A 16,214-nucleotide genomic window follows, 5' to 3' on the forward strand; every position below is an offset into this window, starting at 1 on the left:
ATGAAGAAATTTTACTTATTAGTTATTTTATTGATTTCAGTATTTGGATTTTCACAAACTGTTGGTACATATTCGGTTATCGCGAAATTGTATATTAAACCAGGAGGTGGAAGTTATGGAGGGAGCTGTAGAAATGATGTTAGAGTTAATTTAATTTACAATGATGCTACAAGACAGATAATAAGTCAGGATTTAAGCTCTATTCCTTCTAACAGCTATACTTTTTATACCAATACACTTCATGTACCCGCTACAAGTATACCAACAAAAATTCGAGTTACTTCTTCAAGAAACTGGAAAAGAAGTCTGGGAGGCTGTGGAGGTAACGGTTCATTTAATGATGATGCAAAAGAGAGTACAGCAGCTTTTTCATGTTTAACGTCTTATAATGATATTGTTAGATGGTGGGAAGACCAGCTGACAATTGAGAATATTCCTGAATTGAAAGTTATTCAAGCTGCAGATAATGCTTTGCCAACAGATACACCTATTACAATATATTCTAATACAGGGTTTGCACGATCTGAATACAATTGGCAGTATACTTTCAATCCAACTTCAAATCCTAATGATTGGATTGATTTTCCGGCAGCACTTAATGGTTCAGATAAAGTTACGATAAGTGCTAAATCTCTTTTGGCTGATGCTGGAAAATATCATGGGCAGACTATTTATTTTAGACAAAAAGCATGTAATACTTATTCAACTCCTGTTAACTATGTCATTAGACAATCGGCTCCTTTAATGAGTTCAGTTCCTTCTGTTGAAACCACTTGTTTTGATTCTGCAGATGGTAAATTGGTTGTTAAGTTTGACAGACCTTTGATTGATAAAGAAAAATTTACTTTTTCTATTATGCAATTAGATGAAAAAGGAGTTCCTATGGAAGTTCTTTGTTCATCACAAGATGATGAAAATATTGTTTTGGATAATACTAACAGCTATAAATTTCCCTGCGATTTTGCTGCTGGAAAATATGCACTTAGTTTTATTGGTTCTATAAACGGAAATAACACCAATCCTCCAATTGATCCACAGCATCCTTATATTTTTGATGTTACTTCACCCACACCTGTAGATTTTAGTTTGACCGCAACAAATGTTAATTGTTATGGAAGTAAAGATGGTACATTAACAATTAATGCATCCGGAGGTAGTAAAGAAGGTTACCAATATTCATTAGACAATGGTAATTCCTGGATTCCTTTTACAGATGTAAAAAGCACAAAAGAAGTTTTAACAGGCTTGTTTCCTATAGTAAAACCTTCAATAACCTATAGCGTAATAGTTAAAGACAAGAAAGGCTGTATAGCAAAACAGGGTGCTAATACAAAAGTTTTGACCGAAACCATATCAGAACCTTTATCACCGTTAGCTCTAAATTATACTTTTAAGAAAAATCCAACTTTTTATGGAGCAGAAAACGGTATAATAACAGCATCAGTATCTGGAGGTACAATAAAGGATGATAATTCATATGATTTTGTATGGAAAAATAGTAAAGGCGATATATTAACTGCCACAGGTCAATATAACTCAACAGATAAAACTTATAATATTACATTAGAAAATATTCCTGAGGGTGAATACAAGTTAACTGTTACTGATAAAAATTATGGAAAGGCTTCTAATAAAACAGGCTGTTCTGTTATTGAAGCATCAGAGAGTTTAACTCAGCCTAAACAAATAAAAATTACATTAACAGAAACACAATCTATTTCATGTAATACAGAAAATCTAGAAACAGATGCTGATAAATTTTCGGATGGAATTTTGACAGCAGCTGTTAGAGGAGGAATTCAATTCGAAAAAACAAAAAATGGAGGTTTACCCTATATATATACTTGGTCGAAGAAACTGGCAGATGGTACATGGGAGGTGATGAGTGAAGTTAAAGATTCAGTTGCAATAAATCTTCCAGAAGGTACTTACGCTGTAAATGTTGAGGATGCTAATGGTATAAAACAGGGAGAATACAACACTACAGATATAATAAAAGAAATTCCTGAGGTAGAAGAAATTTCAGAGCCTGCAAAACTTGAGTTATCGTTTGATTCTGAAAATGTATCTTGTTATGAAGGTAATAATGGATGGGCAGTTGTTAATGTTACTGGAGGAACTCTTATTGAAAAAAACGGTATTAAAGATTATAAATACTCATGGTATAATAGAGGAAATAAAGTAGCAGATACACAAAAAATATCTCAATTAATTGAAGGGACATATTACATTGAAATTGAAGATTCAAAAGGCTGTATTATAAAAGATAGCATTACAATTACGCAGCCTTCAGGGCGAGTTGAGATAAATTATCCTACAATAGATACTCCTACTTTTGCAGGAGCAAGCAATGGAAAAATTGTAGCCGAGATTACAGGAGGTACGGCATTTGATCCTGCATTAAATGATGGAAGATTATACGATTACGAATGGAAAAATTCGGCTGGAGTGGTGCAAAACCCAACTGCCGAAGTAGTAAATGGAGTTTATACAATCACTTTAAGCAATGTACCGGCAGATTCTTATTTTTTAACAATAAAAGATAAAAATTACAATCAGGCGACAAGTCAAACAACTAATTGTTCTGTAATAGAATCTGAAATAAAGCTGACACAGCCAGATCCTTTAAAAGTTGTTTTTGAAGTCATTAAAACTATTTCTTGTAATGCAGGAAATGAATATGGAGATAAAACAGATACGACTCCAAATGATGGACAGCGTGATGAATCGCAGGATGGAATTTTGAAAGCACATGTTACGGGAGGAACTCCGCTTGCATCAAATAAAAATGGAGGACTTCCGTATTACTTTTATTGGAAGAAACAGCAAGATGATGGAACCTGGAAAGATTTAGGTGTACAAGATTCAATTATCTCAAACCTTTCTTATGGGAATTATGCTCTTAATGTCAAAGATAGAAATGATGTTATTTTAGGTACTTATACAAATGGAAATTGGATTGCAAAAGATTCTATTCAGTTTATGGACCAGCCTCCAGTATTATCAGTAAAAATTGAAAAGGGAGATGTTTTTTGTAATGGAGGAAATGACGGATGGGCAACTGCAACTGCAGAAGGAGGAAGCGGATATTATACGTACAAATGGTCTAATGAATTTGAATCGGATAAAAATACCATTTTAAAAACGGGAACTTATTGGGTAATTGTTACAGATAAAAGAGGCTGTACTGCTTATGCGGAGGTTTTTATTAATGAACCTAAAAAACCGCTGGCTATAAAGTATAAAGATGTTGTTAACCCAAGTTTTTACAAAGCAACAAATGGAAAAATTGTAGTAGAAGTTACAGGTGGAACTATTGCGGCAGATAATACTTATTGGTTTGAATGGAAAAATAGTAAAGGAGTAATACAAACTACAACAACGACCAGTTTTGCAAATGATATTTATACTATTTCCTTAAACGGACTTGGAGAAGAAACTTATACTCTGACTGTTCGTGATGCTAATTACAATGCTGCAACAAATAAAACAAGCTGCACAGTAGCAAATTTAGTAACAGAATTAGACGATCCAGATCCGCTTGAAGTTACTTTTGAAGTTATTCGCACTATTTCTTGTAATGTAAGTAATGAATTTGGAAATGAGACAGATGCCAATCCTTTAGATAATCAAAGAGATGAATCGCAGGATGGAATTTTAAAAGCTAATGTAAAAGGAGGAATTCAGTTACCTGCAAATAAAAATAACAGATTACCATATTATTATACTTGGAAGAAAAAACAAAAAGATGGTTCATGGACTCTTTGGAATAACACAGGAGATACGGCAGAATATCTTTCAGAAGGAACCTATGCGTTGAATATTGAAGATGCCAACGGAATTAAATTGGGAACTTACGTTAATAATGTTTTAGTTGAAGAAAAAGATGCTGAAAAATATATTCCGCAGCCAGATCCATTAAAATTAAGTTTTACCAAGTTTGATGTTGGTTGTACAACTGGTGATGACGGCTGGGTAGAAGCACACGTAACAGGTGGAACGCCGCCTTATACGTATGAATGGACAAACGGAGAAACAACATCAAAAATAGAAAATATCACTACAAATAATTATTTTGTAATTGTAAAAGATGATAAAGGATGTGTGGTTCAGGGAAGTATTTTCGTGGGTGATCCTAACGGAATATTGACTACAGAAACGGTTAAAGATCCTATTTGTTATCAAGGAAATGATGGATCTATCGAACTCAATGTTACAGGAGGTAACCTGTCTTATACTTATTTGTGGAATACAGGAGCAGTTACCAAAGATTTAAATAATCTTACCGCAGGAAATTATGAGGTTACAATTACCTGTCCTGATTGTTGTGTTTACAAGAAAAGATTTGTTTTAAAAGATCCACAACCGGTTATTGTAAATATTGGGGCAGACAGGACTTTGTGTATTGACCAAAGTTTAGATTTAAATGCATCAATTGCTGATCCAAAAGCTCAATACAGCTGGACATCTACAAACGGATTTACTTCAAATGAAGCAAAAATCAACGTGTCAAAAGCCGGAACTTATCGTGTAAAAGTAACTTCAGGTTTGGGTTGTATTGGTGAAGATGAAATTGTAATCAAGACAAGTCAAATGGCAATCAGCGCAGAGTTTTTATTGAGCTCTCAAGCCTATTTAGACGAAGAAGTAATTTTAGTTAATACCAGTAACCCTTTTGGAGAAAGTACAGACTGGGTAATTCCTAAAGGAGTTAAAATTGTAGAACAGAAGGAAAAATTTATAACATTAAAATTTGATGCTGCAGGAGTATATTCAATTGGCTTACAGCAGACACAGGGAGAATGTTATGCGGTATATACCAAGAATATTACAGTTGAAAAGCGAGGAACATTACCAAATACAGGAACAACATCACAATTTGTTCTGGATTTTATCGTGACGCCAAATCCAAGTGACGGTAATTTTAAAGCAATTGTGAATTTAGAAAATAATAGTGCCATAAACTTAAGACTCTTCTCATCTGCAGGGCAGAATACAATGATTCAAAAACAGGAATCAGGAAAGAAAAAATATGAAGTAGATTTTAATACCTCATTATCATCTGGAATTTATGTTTTAGTATTAGAGACGGGACAGCAAACATTGGTTAAAAAAATTATCATCTATTAAAATGAAGAACCTTTTCAATAGCATATACTTATTTGTTGTATTCCTGGTTTTTAATGTAACAGGATATGCACAATTATATCCAGTTCAGTTAACACCAGTTTTTAATAGCCCGTACAGCGTCAAAATATCTGATTATGCCACAAGCATGGATACTAAGATGCAATTATTGATTAACCCTACAGATATTTCTATATCGCAGAGACGAGTACGTTTAAAACTATATATACAAGGTAACGGACTAAATATCCAAACTTCTGATTACGCTCAGGAACAAAGACCTATATATATTAATGGAGGTGAATTGCAAACGTTGACCAATGTAGACATTGCATCACTTTTCAGACTGGATAACCTGCAGGGAATTTCTGCAGCACAATATGCAAATCCTTTACCAGAAGGAATGTATAATTTTTGTTTTGAGATGTATGATTTTGTAACCAATCAAAAAATATCTCAAAAAAGCTGCGCCAGTTTGTATCTGATATTAAATGATCCGCCAATATTAAATACACCGCAGAAAAACGAACAAATTGCTTCGACAGAGTTTCCTAATATTTTATTTACATGGACACCACGTCAGATCAATGCAACAAATGTGTCGTATAAATTTGAGCTTAAACAGCTTTTCGATCCGTCATTAGATCCTCAGATTGGGTTTCAAATGTCGCCGACTTTATATGAAGAAACTTTATTTGGGACTGCATTATTATATAATTTAAGTATGCCAATCCTTACTCCCGGACTGCGTTATGCATGGAGAGTAAGAGCTATTTCTACGACAGGACTTTCAGAGAATGCTATTTTTAAAAATGACGGATATAGTGAAATATATTCATTTAAATATACCGCTTCCTGTGCCGCACCAACATTTTTGCTAAGCGAAGCACAGAGTTCCAAAAGTGTAAAAATTACCTGGGAAGGAATACCAGAACATACACGTTATCAAGTACAGTACAAAAAACAAGATGTTCGTAATGCCCAGTGGTTTTCGTCAAATAGTTTAAACAGACAGAGTTTAATTACCAATTTAGAACCGGGAGTTACTTATCAGTTTAGAGTAGGTTCAAGTTGTGATCCTGCCGAAGATGGGGTTCAGTCGTTTACTTATTCCAATATAAGCACTTTTACAACACCAACAGAAACCAGCGGTGTTCCTGCTTATAATTGCGGTATTGTACCACAAATAAATATTCAGAATCAAAAACCGCTTACGAATTTAATTCAGAGTGAAACATTTAAGGCTGGCGATTTCCCTGTAACTATTTTAGAACTGCAAGGACAAAACAGTCCATATTCAGGAAGAGGATACATTATTGTACCTTATTTAGCTGATACTAAAATAGCAGTTGAGTTTAAGGATATTGTAATCAATACCGATTACCAATTAATAAGCGGTATTGTAGAGACGAGCTATAATCCGGATTGGAAGAATATCACAGATGTTGAAGATTTTACTGGTGAAGGTCAGGGAGGACAAATCGAAGAAACAGTTCCGTTTGAAGTAAAAGATATTGTAATCAATGCCAATGGAGATATTCTTGTAAATGGTAAAGACGGCCAGCAAATAACTATTCCAGGTGGAAAAGATACTGTAATTACAGACAGCAAAGGAAATATTTATACCGTAGATAAAGATGGAAACGGAAGCAATGAACCTGCAATAGCAACGGCAGGAGGAAAACCTACTCCTGAAAATACAGATGGAGTAGATAAAAGTGGTCAAGCGACAGCCTTTACTGCCAAAGGAATTTCGATTGCTTTTTCTGGAAACGGAAGTAAATATGCTTTTGATGTAATGCCTGAAAATGCATCTGCTGCTTTAAAGAAAATATATGCCAAAGCTGGAGATAATGTACTGCCTTATAAAGCAGTATTAAATGGCGATTCCGATACAATGCTGGCTACAGTAACCCTTACAGATGCCAAAATAAATCTGGATAGTATTGTTTTTAAAACGCAGAATGGAGCTAAAATCGATTTTACAAGAAAAGAAAAAATATTCTATCTTACTGTAAAAGGAAATCTGAGTTACGCAGAAGAACAGATATTAGCAACTATAAAACAAGGTAAAAAATGGCAGGTTATTGGTGCATTTATGCTGGTGCATATTTCGCCAAAAGATGTTAATGTTGCATTGGTTCCTACAGATGGTAATTCTCAAAAAAAGCTTGATGATATTATTACTAAGACTCAAGAGATTTACAGTAAAGTTGGGGTTAAAATCAACTTTAAGAAAGATGATATCCTCAATATTAGCAGTGTTGTTTCAGGAAATACAATTCAGACGGATAAAAATACAATTACTTCTACTTATAGTGCAGACCAACAGGCTATAAATGGGTTATATCAAAGTACAGATAATAACTATGTTTTATTTGTAACTGATAAAGCTTCGAGTACAGGACAACAGGGTTATATGCGTTTGAATGGTCAGTTTGGTTATGTATTTAATTCAGGGCTGTCAAAAACTCCTGCACATGAACTAGGTCACGGAATTTTTAAACTCGAGCATCCTTTTGAGCAGTACAAAACAACAGATTCTAGTACTGATTTCTTAATGGATTATAGCTCGGGAACAGTTTTAAACCATCAAGATTGGAAACAGATTAATGATCCTGCGTTTAAGTTGTATGCCTTTCAGAGTCAGAGTAGTGGGGAGTATAAGATTATTGGTGAGGTTGATTACGTTTGTATAAAAAATGCTTATAAATATAAGCAAGGAACATCTTTTTATGACTTAGATGGTAACGAAATCATGCTTAATTCAAATTATGTTCCATTTGCTTTTGTAGGAGAAAAACCGTTAGAACATAAAGGACAATTGGCAATTATTCAAAATGTCGATACAGGGAAATTATTTTACCCTATAGATAGTAAAGATGGAACCGAAAAGGTTGGATATAGAGGATACGATGCATATGGTAATTTTAACATACCATTTAAGGGATTTACTTCTTCTAAAAAAGGCGGCGTACTTATTTATGCCAATGATAAAAACGAACTTTTTGAAAACGGAAAATCTTTAGGAGTACATGAAGGCTGTAGAGAATGTATTGAACTGAGGGGAGGTGAGAGTATTCCTTCAGGCGTTTTTAGAATAAATAAAAAGACTTTCAGTTTACCTGACGAATTATCTGTTGTTGCATCAGATAAAGATGAAATTACTAAGGAAATGGTGATTATAATAGACAATGATAGAAGAGGTGGTAGAGAAAATAAGGAAGATACATTTTCTAATGTCGATTTAGCACCTTCAACTAAAGAAGGAATAGATATGTATAAGGAAATAGTTTCTTTGTGGAATAATTATGAAAATGAAATTTATCAAGAACATCTAACACCATTCTCTGTTACAGGTTATTTCTTTGGTTATGAAATAGAAAAACTAGATGGGAAAAAATTATTGATGCCAGATTTAATCAAAAATAAAGTGCTAGGCAATGTCTCAGAGAAATTTATTCAAGACTTTTTTGAATATAAAATTATGGGTCTGTCAAATTTAACTAAAGGGTTTATTAGTTTGTATGGCTTAGGAAAAGGAAATAAAAATTATGAACAAGCAGGTTCGGAGATTGTACATAATTTTTATAAAAAAACGGGAGATAAATACTATAAAACTAAAACCATTGCAGATGCTATATATAAAGCAGAAGCGGGGAAACAAAATATTGACAATATGATAAAACTAGTTGATCAAGTTTTTCAATATAAAATGAGTAAGCCTAAAGAGGAACTTAATAATAGTAAATTTTTGGATAGATCACTCGATAACGATTGGTTTAAAGATGGAATTGATCCAGAAACATTCCCAAGATTTGAGGTTTCAGCTCTGACAAAAGCAGACGAAGATAGACTTGGTTTATTTTGTATTGGTGGTACTCAGGCAGCAAGAGTTGCAGTAAAAGAATTTAAACCTATAATTGAGGGAGATAATATAGGATACGAGGCTATTGTAATTATTCAGTATTTAGATACATTTGGAGTTTCTGAAAGTGATTATACAAAAGACTTAGGATTTAAAGGAGCTAGTACTTTGGCTCAATACAATTATCGAGGTGGAGTTTTAGCGCAATGGATTCTACAACATCAATTTGGTTACAAGCCTTTTGATGATTTTTTAACATATAACATAAAAATGAAGAAGACATGGAAAAAGTAAAGCAATTATTAGGTTATTTTTTATTTTCAGAGTTAATAATAATTATTGCTATAGTTTTTAATTTTGGGTTCATTAATAATACTACTTCAGGTTGGTTTTTTATTTTTATTCTTGGAACCTATATTTTCTATACAATCAAGTGGAATTTAATTTTAACTTTTATCTTTTACTTCATAAATGATAGTATAACAAAATTAATTTCAGCAGTTAGCATTGTTGTATTTCTTGGTATTACTCTTTATTTATTTTATCATCGAAGTTATTATGAAAGCCTTTCATTAGATAAATATCCGCATTCATTTATGAGAGATAATATAGAAGAAGTGTTAATTTTTTTCTGTTTGATTATCAATCAGTTATTGTTGAAATTTTATTGTATCATTTGGGATAAAATGAAAAAAACATGGAAAAAATAAATGCAATCTTCCTACTAGCGCGAGCATCTTGCTCGTGCGCCCAAAGTGATGGTGATATTTAAAATATGAAAACGTTCATTGATATAAAAAAAAGAGTTTTGTAGGAGATTGAAAAGAATACGAAGTCGGGAGACTTAGCATAGTGGAGATATTATCTGGTTTTGGAAAAGGAATACATCGATTCCAACTAAAACTTTAAAAATTGAATACACTCATTAATAATCTACTAATGAAAATAGAAATTAATAAAAAGTACCAGTCAAGTTTAATAGCAAATACTGATCTTCATGCAGGTGGTTTGTTTTTTTGTATAATCTACCAAAATCAACTAGAGTTCTTTGAGAATGGTAAAGTTGAGCTAACAAAAAAGATCGTTGATGCCTTTCGTCCTATGGATGAAAATGATGTTAAGCATTTACAAAATTATAAGATTGTTGGAGACTACTCATTTAATGATAGAGGATATTTGGTTTGTAAGTTTGAGGATTTGTTTTGGATATTTACAGGGTTGGCTACCGAAAAAAATAGTTCAATTATTCCCTTTAACATTAATGATAGTCGCTTACAATATAGTTGGGGAGAAGTTTATAAACTTGAAGAAATTATTTAGTTACAAGAATCTTTCAAATATTATTTCTTCTTTTGGCTTGGTTTACAAATTCAGCAAACCTAGGAAATGCAAGTAAAATATTGCAAAAAAAACACAGTGAATAGCATGAAAAAAAATCTTTTACTCCTGATAATAATGCTAATCAGCATTCAAAGCTTTGCACAAAAAATAAAAATAGACAAACAAGAAATAAAATTAGATGATAAAACAATAGGTTTTATAGAAGGCAAAAAGCCCTTTTTTAAGATTTTAAGTTTAGACAAAAGTTATGCAGTTATAGTAGAATTAAAAAAAGCTACAAATGAAGAATCCTTAGTATTGCCTTGGATTGAATTGCAAGATGAGAAAACAGGAAGATATAATGAATTAGAATTCAAAAGCAGAAAATTCAGTGCTTTCAATTATGCCAGAAGCGTTGTGTATGAGCTATTCGACAGAAATTATATCAATGCCGAAGGTTTAAATAAAACAGCCTTAGAAAATTTTATCAATGGCGAATTGACTGGTATTTCTGCGAAAAGATATGGAGTTCAGGATGAAATTGACAACGCAGAGAATATTGCAGACACTTATAAAATAGGAATTGATGATTTTGGTGTTATTTATAGTATAAAAGCACAAAATCCGGATCCGGAAGATAAAAGAATAGGATATATAAGAATGACTTCGCCTTCTTCAAATGGAGATTTAAAATATGAAGTTTTAGACCTTGATAATAATTTAATCGGAACATGGTTTGCCAGAGGCGGTATGTTCTCTGGATATGAAAAATTATTAAATCAAGAAGTGATTACATTCAACGGAAAAGTGTTTAAAGCAGCTTTTGATAATACAGGGAACCCAGTAGGTTATAAAATGAGCAATGATGTTACTGCTATGAATATCGTAAGAGTTTTGGTTGGTAATGGCTATGCTTTAGGAAGTCACCTTAGACGCAATTAAATAACGAATTAATATAATAAATGATAAAAATGAAGAAAAAAGTTTTATTAGCAGCAATGTTACAGCTTTTTATGGTTTTAGGCAGTTGCAGTTCAGATTCAGAAAAAGATTCAAATCCCGTTGACAAACGAACAATAACAGCTGAATATGTAGTTAATGTTCCTTATACAAGTGATTTTGTTATTGGAAATGATAATACAGTTTATCAATTTGGAGAAAGAGATTTTGAATTAAAAAAAATTGATTTAACTGGTAAAGTTAGTTCACTTAAAGCTTTTAGTGACGCAGTTTTTTATAATAGCAAACTGTCAATTTCAAAAACAGATGAGATTTTTGTAATTGCTCCATGGAATGATTTGAACAAAGATAAAATATATCGTTTTGAGAAGAATTTCTCAGAATTGAATCTTTTTTATACCATGAAACCCATAAGTTCTCCTTTTGCAGCTGGTATCAGACTTTGGTCAATTGCTGAAAACAATGATAACACTTACTTTGTATATGATTTTAACAATAAGCAGATAAAAAGATTTATACCGGAATTAAATGGCGATGTCTTTGTTGCAGGGTCAGAAAAAAACGAAATCAAAGACGGAACAGGATTAAATGCAGGCTTTAGTGTAGTAACTAAAATACTTCCTCAAAATAATATTTTATACTTAATAGATAATTTGGATTCAGGAAACGGAGTATCATTTTTGAATTCTAATATACGAAAATTAGAATATATTAATAATGAGTGGAAAGTAACCACTATACTTTCGAGTACAACAGAAACTTTTGTAGATATTGCTTTCGATTCTAAAAACGAATTGTATGTTTTAATTGAAGATAAAGGGATAGCAAAATTAAATCTTCAAAACAATAGGTTAGCTTCTTTCAAAGAAGGACAATTTGATGTTAGAAAAGATAATTCTTTCTATGGCTTTCCTTCAGCAGATATTAAAGCAATAAGAATAAAAGGAAACGATATATACATAGCAAATAGTGATTATTTAATTAAAATTTCCGATTTCCAGACAAAATTTGCTGCAGCAGCGCAGTAATAATAAATCAAAAAACCACTGCAGTGTTTTAATAACTGCAGTGTTTTAAAATGCACTGAATGAAAAAAACTTTACTCTTATTCTTACTTATTATCGCTGCTTCATGTTATCAGGAGACTGCTATAGCTATAGAAGGTGATTTTACGACTTCGTATGCCAATCAGGATGAATCTATACCCGTTATTATTGAAATAGATAACAAAATAACAGGTGCAGATACTTATGAATGGACGTTTGAAGGCGGAAACCCTTCTGCATCAAATTTTAAAAATCCAGGTGAGATTTTATACAGCAAACAAGGCACTTATACCATTAAATTGACAGCAAAAAATGTAGATGGTGAGAGTAGAGAATTTACGAAAACTGTAGTAATTAAAGATGGAATCAATATTGAGTTTACTCATGAAATTGTAAAAAGCAATTATTCTCCTGTTGAGGTAATTATAAAGAATTCTACTATTGGAGAAGGATTAACTTATAAATGGGAATTTCAGGATGGATCTCCAGCCTCTTTCACTGGGAAAACACCGCCAAATGTGGTGTTTACAACTCCGGGAGAACATACTATAACATTGACCGTTTCTAATGGTTTTGAATCTGAAAAACAAACAAAAACAATTACTGTTAATCCCTATTTAGTAAGCTTATTTACCTACGAGCCAAGTTTTGAAGATGATGATTACGAAGCTCCAGTAAAAATTATTTTCACTAATAAATCAGTTAGTGCGACAAGTTATAAATGGAGTTTTGAAGGCGGTAATCCAGCCGTTTCTACAGAAGAAAATCCAACTGTTATATTTACAAACCCAGGTACTCATGAAGTGACTTTAGAAGCTTTTAACGATAAAACAAGTCAGGTTTTTAAATCAACTATTACAGTTCTTCCAGATACCAATCTGCGTACTTTAACGAACATAAAATTGGGAATAAATTCGGCGCATAACAATAATAATATTGGCGCTATGTTCTCAACAGTAACGCGTCAGGTTTATAAAGCAAATGAAATTAACGATCAGAACAGCAGTTTAGTAGATATTGTTTTTCAGGGTTTAAACAGCAATTTTACTTACAATAGATTTATATCACCGGATCAGGCAAACAACTATGGTTTTTTAGCATTAAAAAATGCACAAAGCACCATTTTTGTAAACTCTCAAAATTTATGTAACTGCGGTTTAAATTTTACTGAGTCACAATTTGATGCCATGGTAAATGATACACCAATTAAATCATTAAACATAAGTTATACCGCTGCAGGAGCACAGGAATTCGGTTTTACCTATCCAAGAATAATTTTATTTAAAACACAAGACGGCAGAAAAGGCGCTATTAAAATTAAAGAAATGGTAAAGAACGGCACAAGTTCTTACATTTTATGTGATATCAAAGTCCAAAAACAATAACCAATAAATGAAGATAAAGAATAATAAAATCTTGTTTTGGTTATGTATTGTTTTTGCCTGTTGTTTTTGCAGGAAAGGATATGCACAGGATGTAGATTTAGAGAATTTTTATAAACCAAATTTTAAAGTAACAGGGAATATCAATGCCAATATGATGTACTATACTTCTAATATGGAAAATTCGCGTGAACCTTTTACTTACCTGTTTTCAGGAAATTTAAACGTCAGTGCTTTTAATTTTAGCGTTCCGATCTCTTATAGTATTACCAATCAAGGAAATAATTTAGGCTATACAGCCCCATTTGATTTTAACAGATTAAGCATTATGCCCAAATACAAATGGGTAAAAGCCTATATAGGAAATGTGAGCATGACATTTTCTCCCTACACATTAAGCGGTTATCCGTTTAAAGGAGTTGGATTGGAACTTACACCAAGAAGCCCCTTTAAAATATCCTTAATGGGAGGACAGCTGCTTAAAGCCGTTTCAGAAGAAAATGCTTTAGGGGGAGTTCCGGTATACCAGCGTTTTGGTTATGGAGCAAAAGTAGGGTTTGAGAAAGCCCAATATAAACTAGGCTGGATTGGATTTTATGCAAAAGACGATGTCAACTCCCTAAATATGGTAAATGACAGAGGAGTTACACCAAAAGAAAACTTTGTAAACAGTTTAATTTTCAGTACATCATTAGTCAGAAACTTAAATTTAAATGTAGAGTATGCCTTATCTGTTTTAACAGATGACATTCGAAGTAAAACTATTTCGGGCGGAGGTTTTAGAGATAAAGTCTTTTCTAGTAAAGAAACGACAAGTTTTATGAATGCCTTCAACGTTAATTTTGATTATAACATTCAAAAAAGTACAGTAGGATTAACATACGAACGCATCGATCCTAATTATAACACTTTGGGAGCGTTATATTTTAATAATGATTTAGAAAACATATCGCTGCGATTTGCGCGTCCATTTTATCAGGATAAAATTACCATTTCAACCAGTTTAGGATTTCAAAGAGACGATCTTGAAAAAGTAAAAAAACAGGATACAAAACGTGTAGTAGGATCTATTAACATGAATTACAGAGTAACAGATCAATTAAATATTACCGGTAGTTATTCTAATTTTTCAACCTATACCAATAAAAAATTAGATCAGTTTGAGTTAATAAACAATCCAAATGTAGTACCGTCAGATACTTTAGATTATAGGCAGTTGTCTCAAAATGCCAATATGAATATGTCGTATGCTTTTGGAAAAAAGAGAAATCAAAATCTGAATTTCAATTACAGCATCGCCGGTCAGGCCAATGAACAGGGAGGTGTAATTCGTAAAGGTCAGGCAAGTACAGTTCAGAATTATAATTTGGCGCATACAGTTAGTTTTCTGGCAGCAAAAGTTGCTTTAAACAGTTCACTTAATTATACCAATAATCAAGTAAGCAGAAACAATAATTCTTCGATGGGAGCTTCGGTTGGAGCTTCAAAAAAATTATTCAAAGACAAGCTGAATACCAATCTTGGGTTTCTGTACAATAACACGCAGGGAAATATGAATTCGAGTTCTGTGTTTGGAGTTAAGTTTAACAATAGTTACGTAATGCTCGAAAGACACAACTTTAGTTTAAATATTATTTCAATGTTTCGAAGCAGTACAAACACTCAAAAATTCAATGATTTAACAGCAACTCTAAATTATTCCTGTTCGCTTGATAAAATCAAACTGCCTGCTAAAAAAGAACCTAAGAAAGAAAAAGAAACGGTTTTAAACCCTGTTCTAAAAATAAATCATAAAGACAAAACTTACGAAGGCACCAGAGACGAAATTATAAAACAGCTTCAGGATATGCAGTCTGCACTTCGCCCAATGCCAAAAGAAGATTCAGATGATTTACAGCATTTACTTACCCTTACAACTTTGACTCCTGATGATCAAAGCTTCAAAGAAAAAGCATTGAATTATTTAAAAGCTTATGATTTAAATAACGACATCTTAGATAAATACAATAAATATCTTCTTGATACTGCAAAAAGTTTAAGAGAAGAAATGATTCGTAAAGACGAAGGGTTTGAAAATGATTATGTTATGGCTCTTGGAAGAGTAAATAAACATAAAATGCACGGCGTAAATGAAAAAGATGTAACAGATAAAGTAAGTTATAATTCTTATTTAAAACTGGTAGAACGAAAAAATAAAAAGTTACAGCCTTTATTAGTTCATAGATGGATGATTAATGAAATTACGATACTTTCAAATACACCTGTAGATCAAATTCATCAAAATGAAAATCTCTCGGTTTTTAATAAAGAAGAACTTGGGCATTTCTTCAAGATGATGAAAGAGAAAAAGACAGAAACAGAAACTATCGAAGAAATAAAAATAAAATTGATTCCTTTTTATCATGATTTAGCACTTAAAAATGTAAAAGATGATGAGGTTGATTTTAAATTTTTAAAGAACAATTAAAGACAAAATAGGTGCTCTTAAATAAAATGAGAGTATAAAAATAT

Annotated in this window: 8 protein-coding genes; all 8 read left to right on the plus strand. The window is 32.3% G+C overall.

Features of this window, described 5'->3' with window-relative positions; all coding sequences use genetic code 11:
* The 8 genes from PQ462_RS04355 (at position 1) to PQ462_RS04390 (ending at position 16,170) form a co-directional block, all read left to right on the plus strand.
* Positions 1 to 5,130, plus strand: a complete 5,130-nt coding sequence (locus PQ462_RS04355; RefSeq protein ID WP_274252483.1) for a T9SS type A sorting domain-containing protein — start codon at positions 1 to 3, stop codon at positions 5,128 to 5,130.
* A 1-nt stretch (position 5,131) separates the two neighbouring features.
* Positions 5,132 to 9,289 (plus strand): fibronectin type III domain-containing protein, encoded by a 4,158-nt coding sequence (locus PQ462_RS04360; RefSeq protein WP_274252484.1) that lies wholly within the window; start codon positions 5,132 to 5,134, stop codon positions 9,287 to 9,289.
* Positions 9,277 to 9,705 carry a hypothetical protein gene (locus tag PQ462_RS04365; RefSeq protein WP_274252485.1) on the plus strand — a complete coding sequence of 143 codons (429 nt, stop codon included), beginning with the start codon at positions 9,277 to 9,279 and terminating at the stop codon, positions 9,703 to 9,705. The genes PQ462_RS04360 and PQ462_RS04365 overlap by 13 nt, the downstream gene beginning before the upstream one ends.
* A gap of 229 nt (positions 9,706 to 9,934) precedes the next feature.
* Positions 9,935 to 10,315 carry a hypothetical protein gene (locus tag PQ462_RS04370; RefSeq protein WP_274252486.1) on the plus strand — a complete coding sequence of 127 codons (381 nt, stop codon included), beginning with the start codon at positions 9,935 to 9,937 and terminating at the stop codon, positions 10,313 to 10,315.
* A 105-nt stretch (positions 10,316 to 10,420) separates the two neighbouring features.
* Positions 10,421 to 11,257 (plus strand): hypothetical protein, encoded by an 837-nt coding sequence (locus tag PQ462_RS04375; protein ID WP_274252487.1) that lies wholly within the window; start codon positions 10,421 to 10,423, stop codon positions 11,255 to 11,257.
* A gap of 29 nt (positions 11,258 to 11,286) precedes the next feature.
* Complete coding sequence (locus PQ462_RS04380; RefSeq protein WP_274252488.1) at positions 11,287 to 12,303, plus strand: hypothetical protein; 1,017 nt, start codon at positions 11,287 to 11,289, stop codon at positions 12,301 to 12,303.
* Between the two features lie 59 nt (positions 12,304 to 12,362).
* Positions 12,363 to 13,706, plus strand: a complete 1,344-nt coding sequence (locus tag PQ462_RS04385; protein WP_274252489.1) for a PKD domain-containing protein — start codon at positions 12,363 to 12,365, stop codon at positions 13,704 to 13,706.
* Between the two features lie 7 nt (positions 13,707 to 13,713).
* Complete coding sequence (locus PQ462_RS04390; protein WP_274252490.1) at positions 13,714 to 16,170, plus strand: hypothetical protein; 2,457 nt, start codon at positions 13,714 to 13,716, stop codon at positions 16,168 to 16,170.
* Positions 16,171 to 16,214 lie beyond the last annotated feature (44 nt).

The sequence above is a fragment of the Flavobacterium sp. KACC 22758 genome (genome assembly GCF_028736135.1).
In the GTDB taxonomy this organism is placed as follows: domain Bacteria; phylum Bacteroidota; class Bacteroidia; order Flavobacteriales; family Flavobacteriaceae; genus Flavobacterium; species Flavobacterium johnsoniae.

What these genes read in the sequence shown, in the direction of transcription:
- PQ462_RS04365 (WP_274252485.1), top strand. Translation starts at nt 9,277, where the DNA reads ATGGAAAAAGTAAAGCAATTATTAGGTTATTTTTTATTTTCAGAGTTA.
- PQ462_RS04355 (WP_274252483.1), top strand. Translation starts at nt 1, where the DNA reads ATGAAGAAATTTTACTTATTAGTTATTTTATTGATTTCAGTATTTGGA.
- PQ462_RS04375 (WP_274252487.1), top strand. Translation starts at nt 10,421, where the DNA reads ATGAAAAAAAATCTTTTACTCCTGATAATAATGCTAATCAGCATTCAA.
- PQ462_RS04370 (WP_274252486.1), top strand. Translation starts at nt 9,935, where the DNA reads ATGAAAATAGAAATTAATAAAAAGTACCAGTCAAGTTTAATAGCAAAT.
- PQ462_RS04360 (WP_274252484.1), top strand. Translation starts at nt 5,132, where the DNA reads ATGAAGAACCTTTTCAATAGCATATACTTATTTGTTGTATTCCTGGTT.
- PQ462_RS04390 (WP_274252490.1), top strand. Translation starts at nt 13,714, where the DNA reads ATGAAGATAAAGAATAATAAAATCTTGTTTTGGTTATGTATTGTTTTT.
- PQ462_RS04385 (WP_274252489.1), top strand. Translation starts at nt 12,363, where the DNA reads ATGAAAAAAACTTTACTCTTATTCTTACTTATTATCGCTGCTTCATGT.
- PQ462_RS04380 (WP_274252488.1), top strand. Translation starts at nt 11,287, where the DNA reads ATGAAGAAAAAAGTTTTATTAGCAGCAATGTTACAGCTTTTTATGGTT.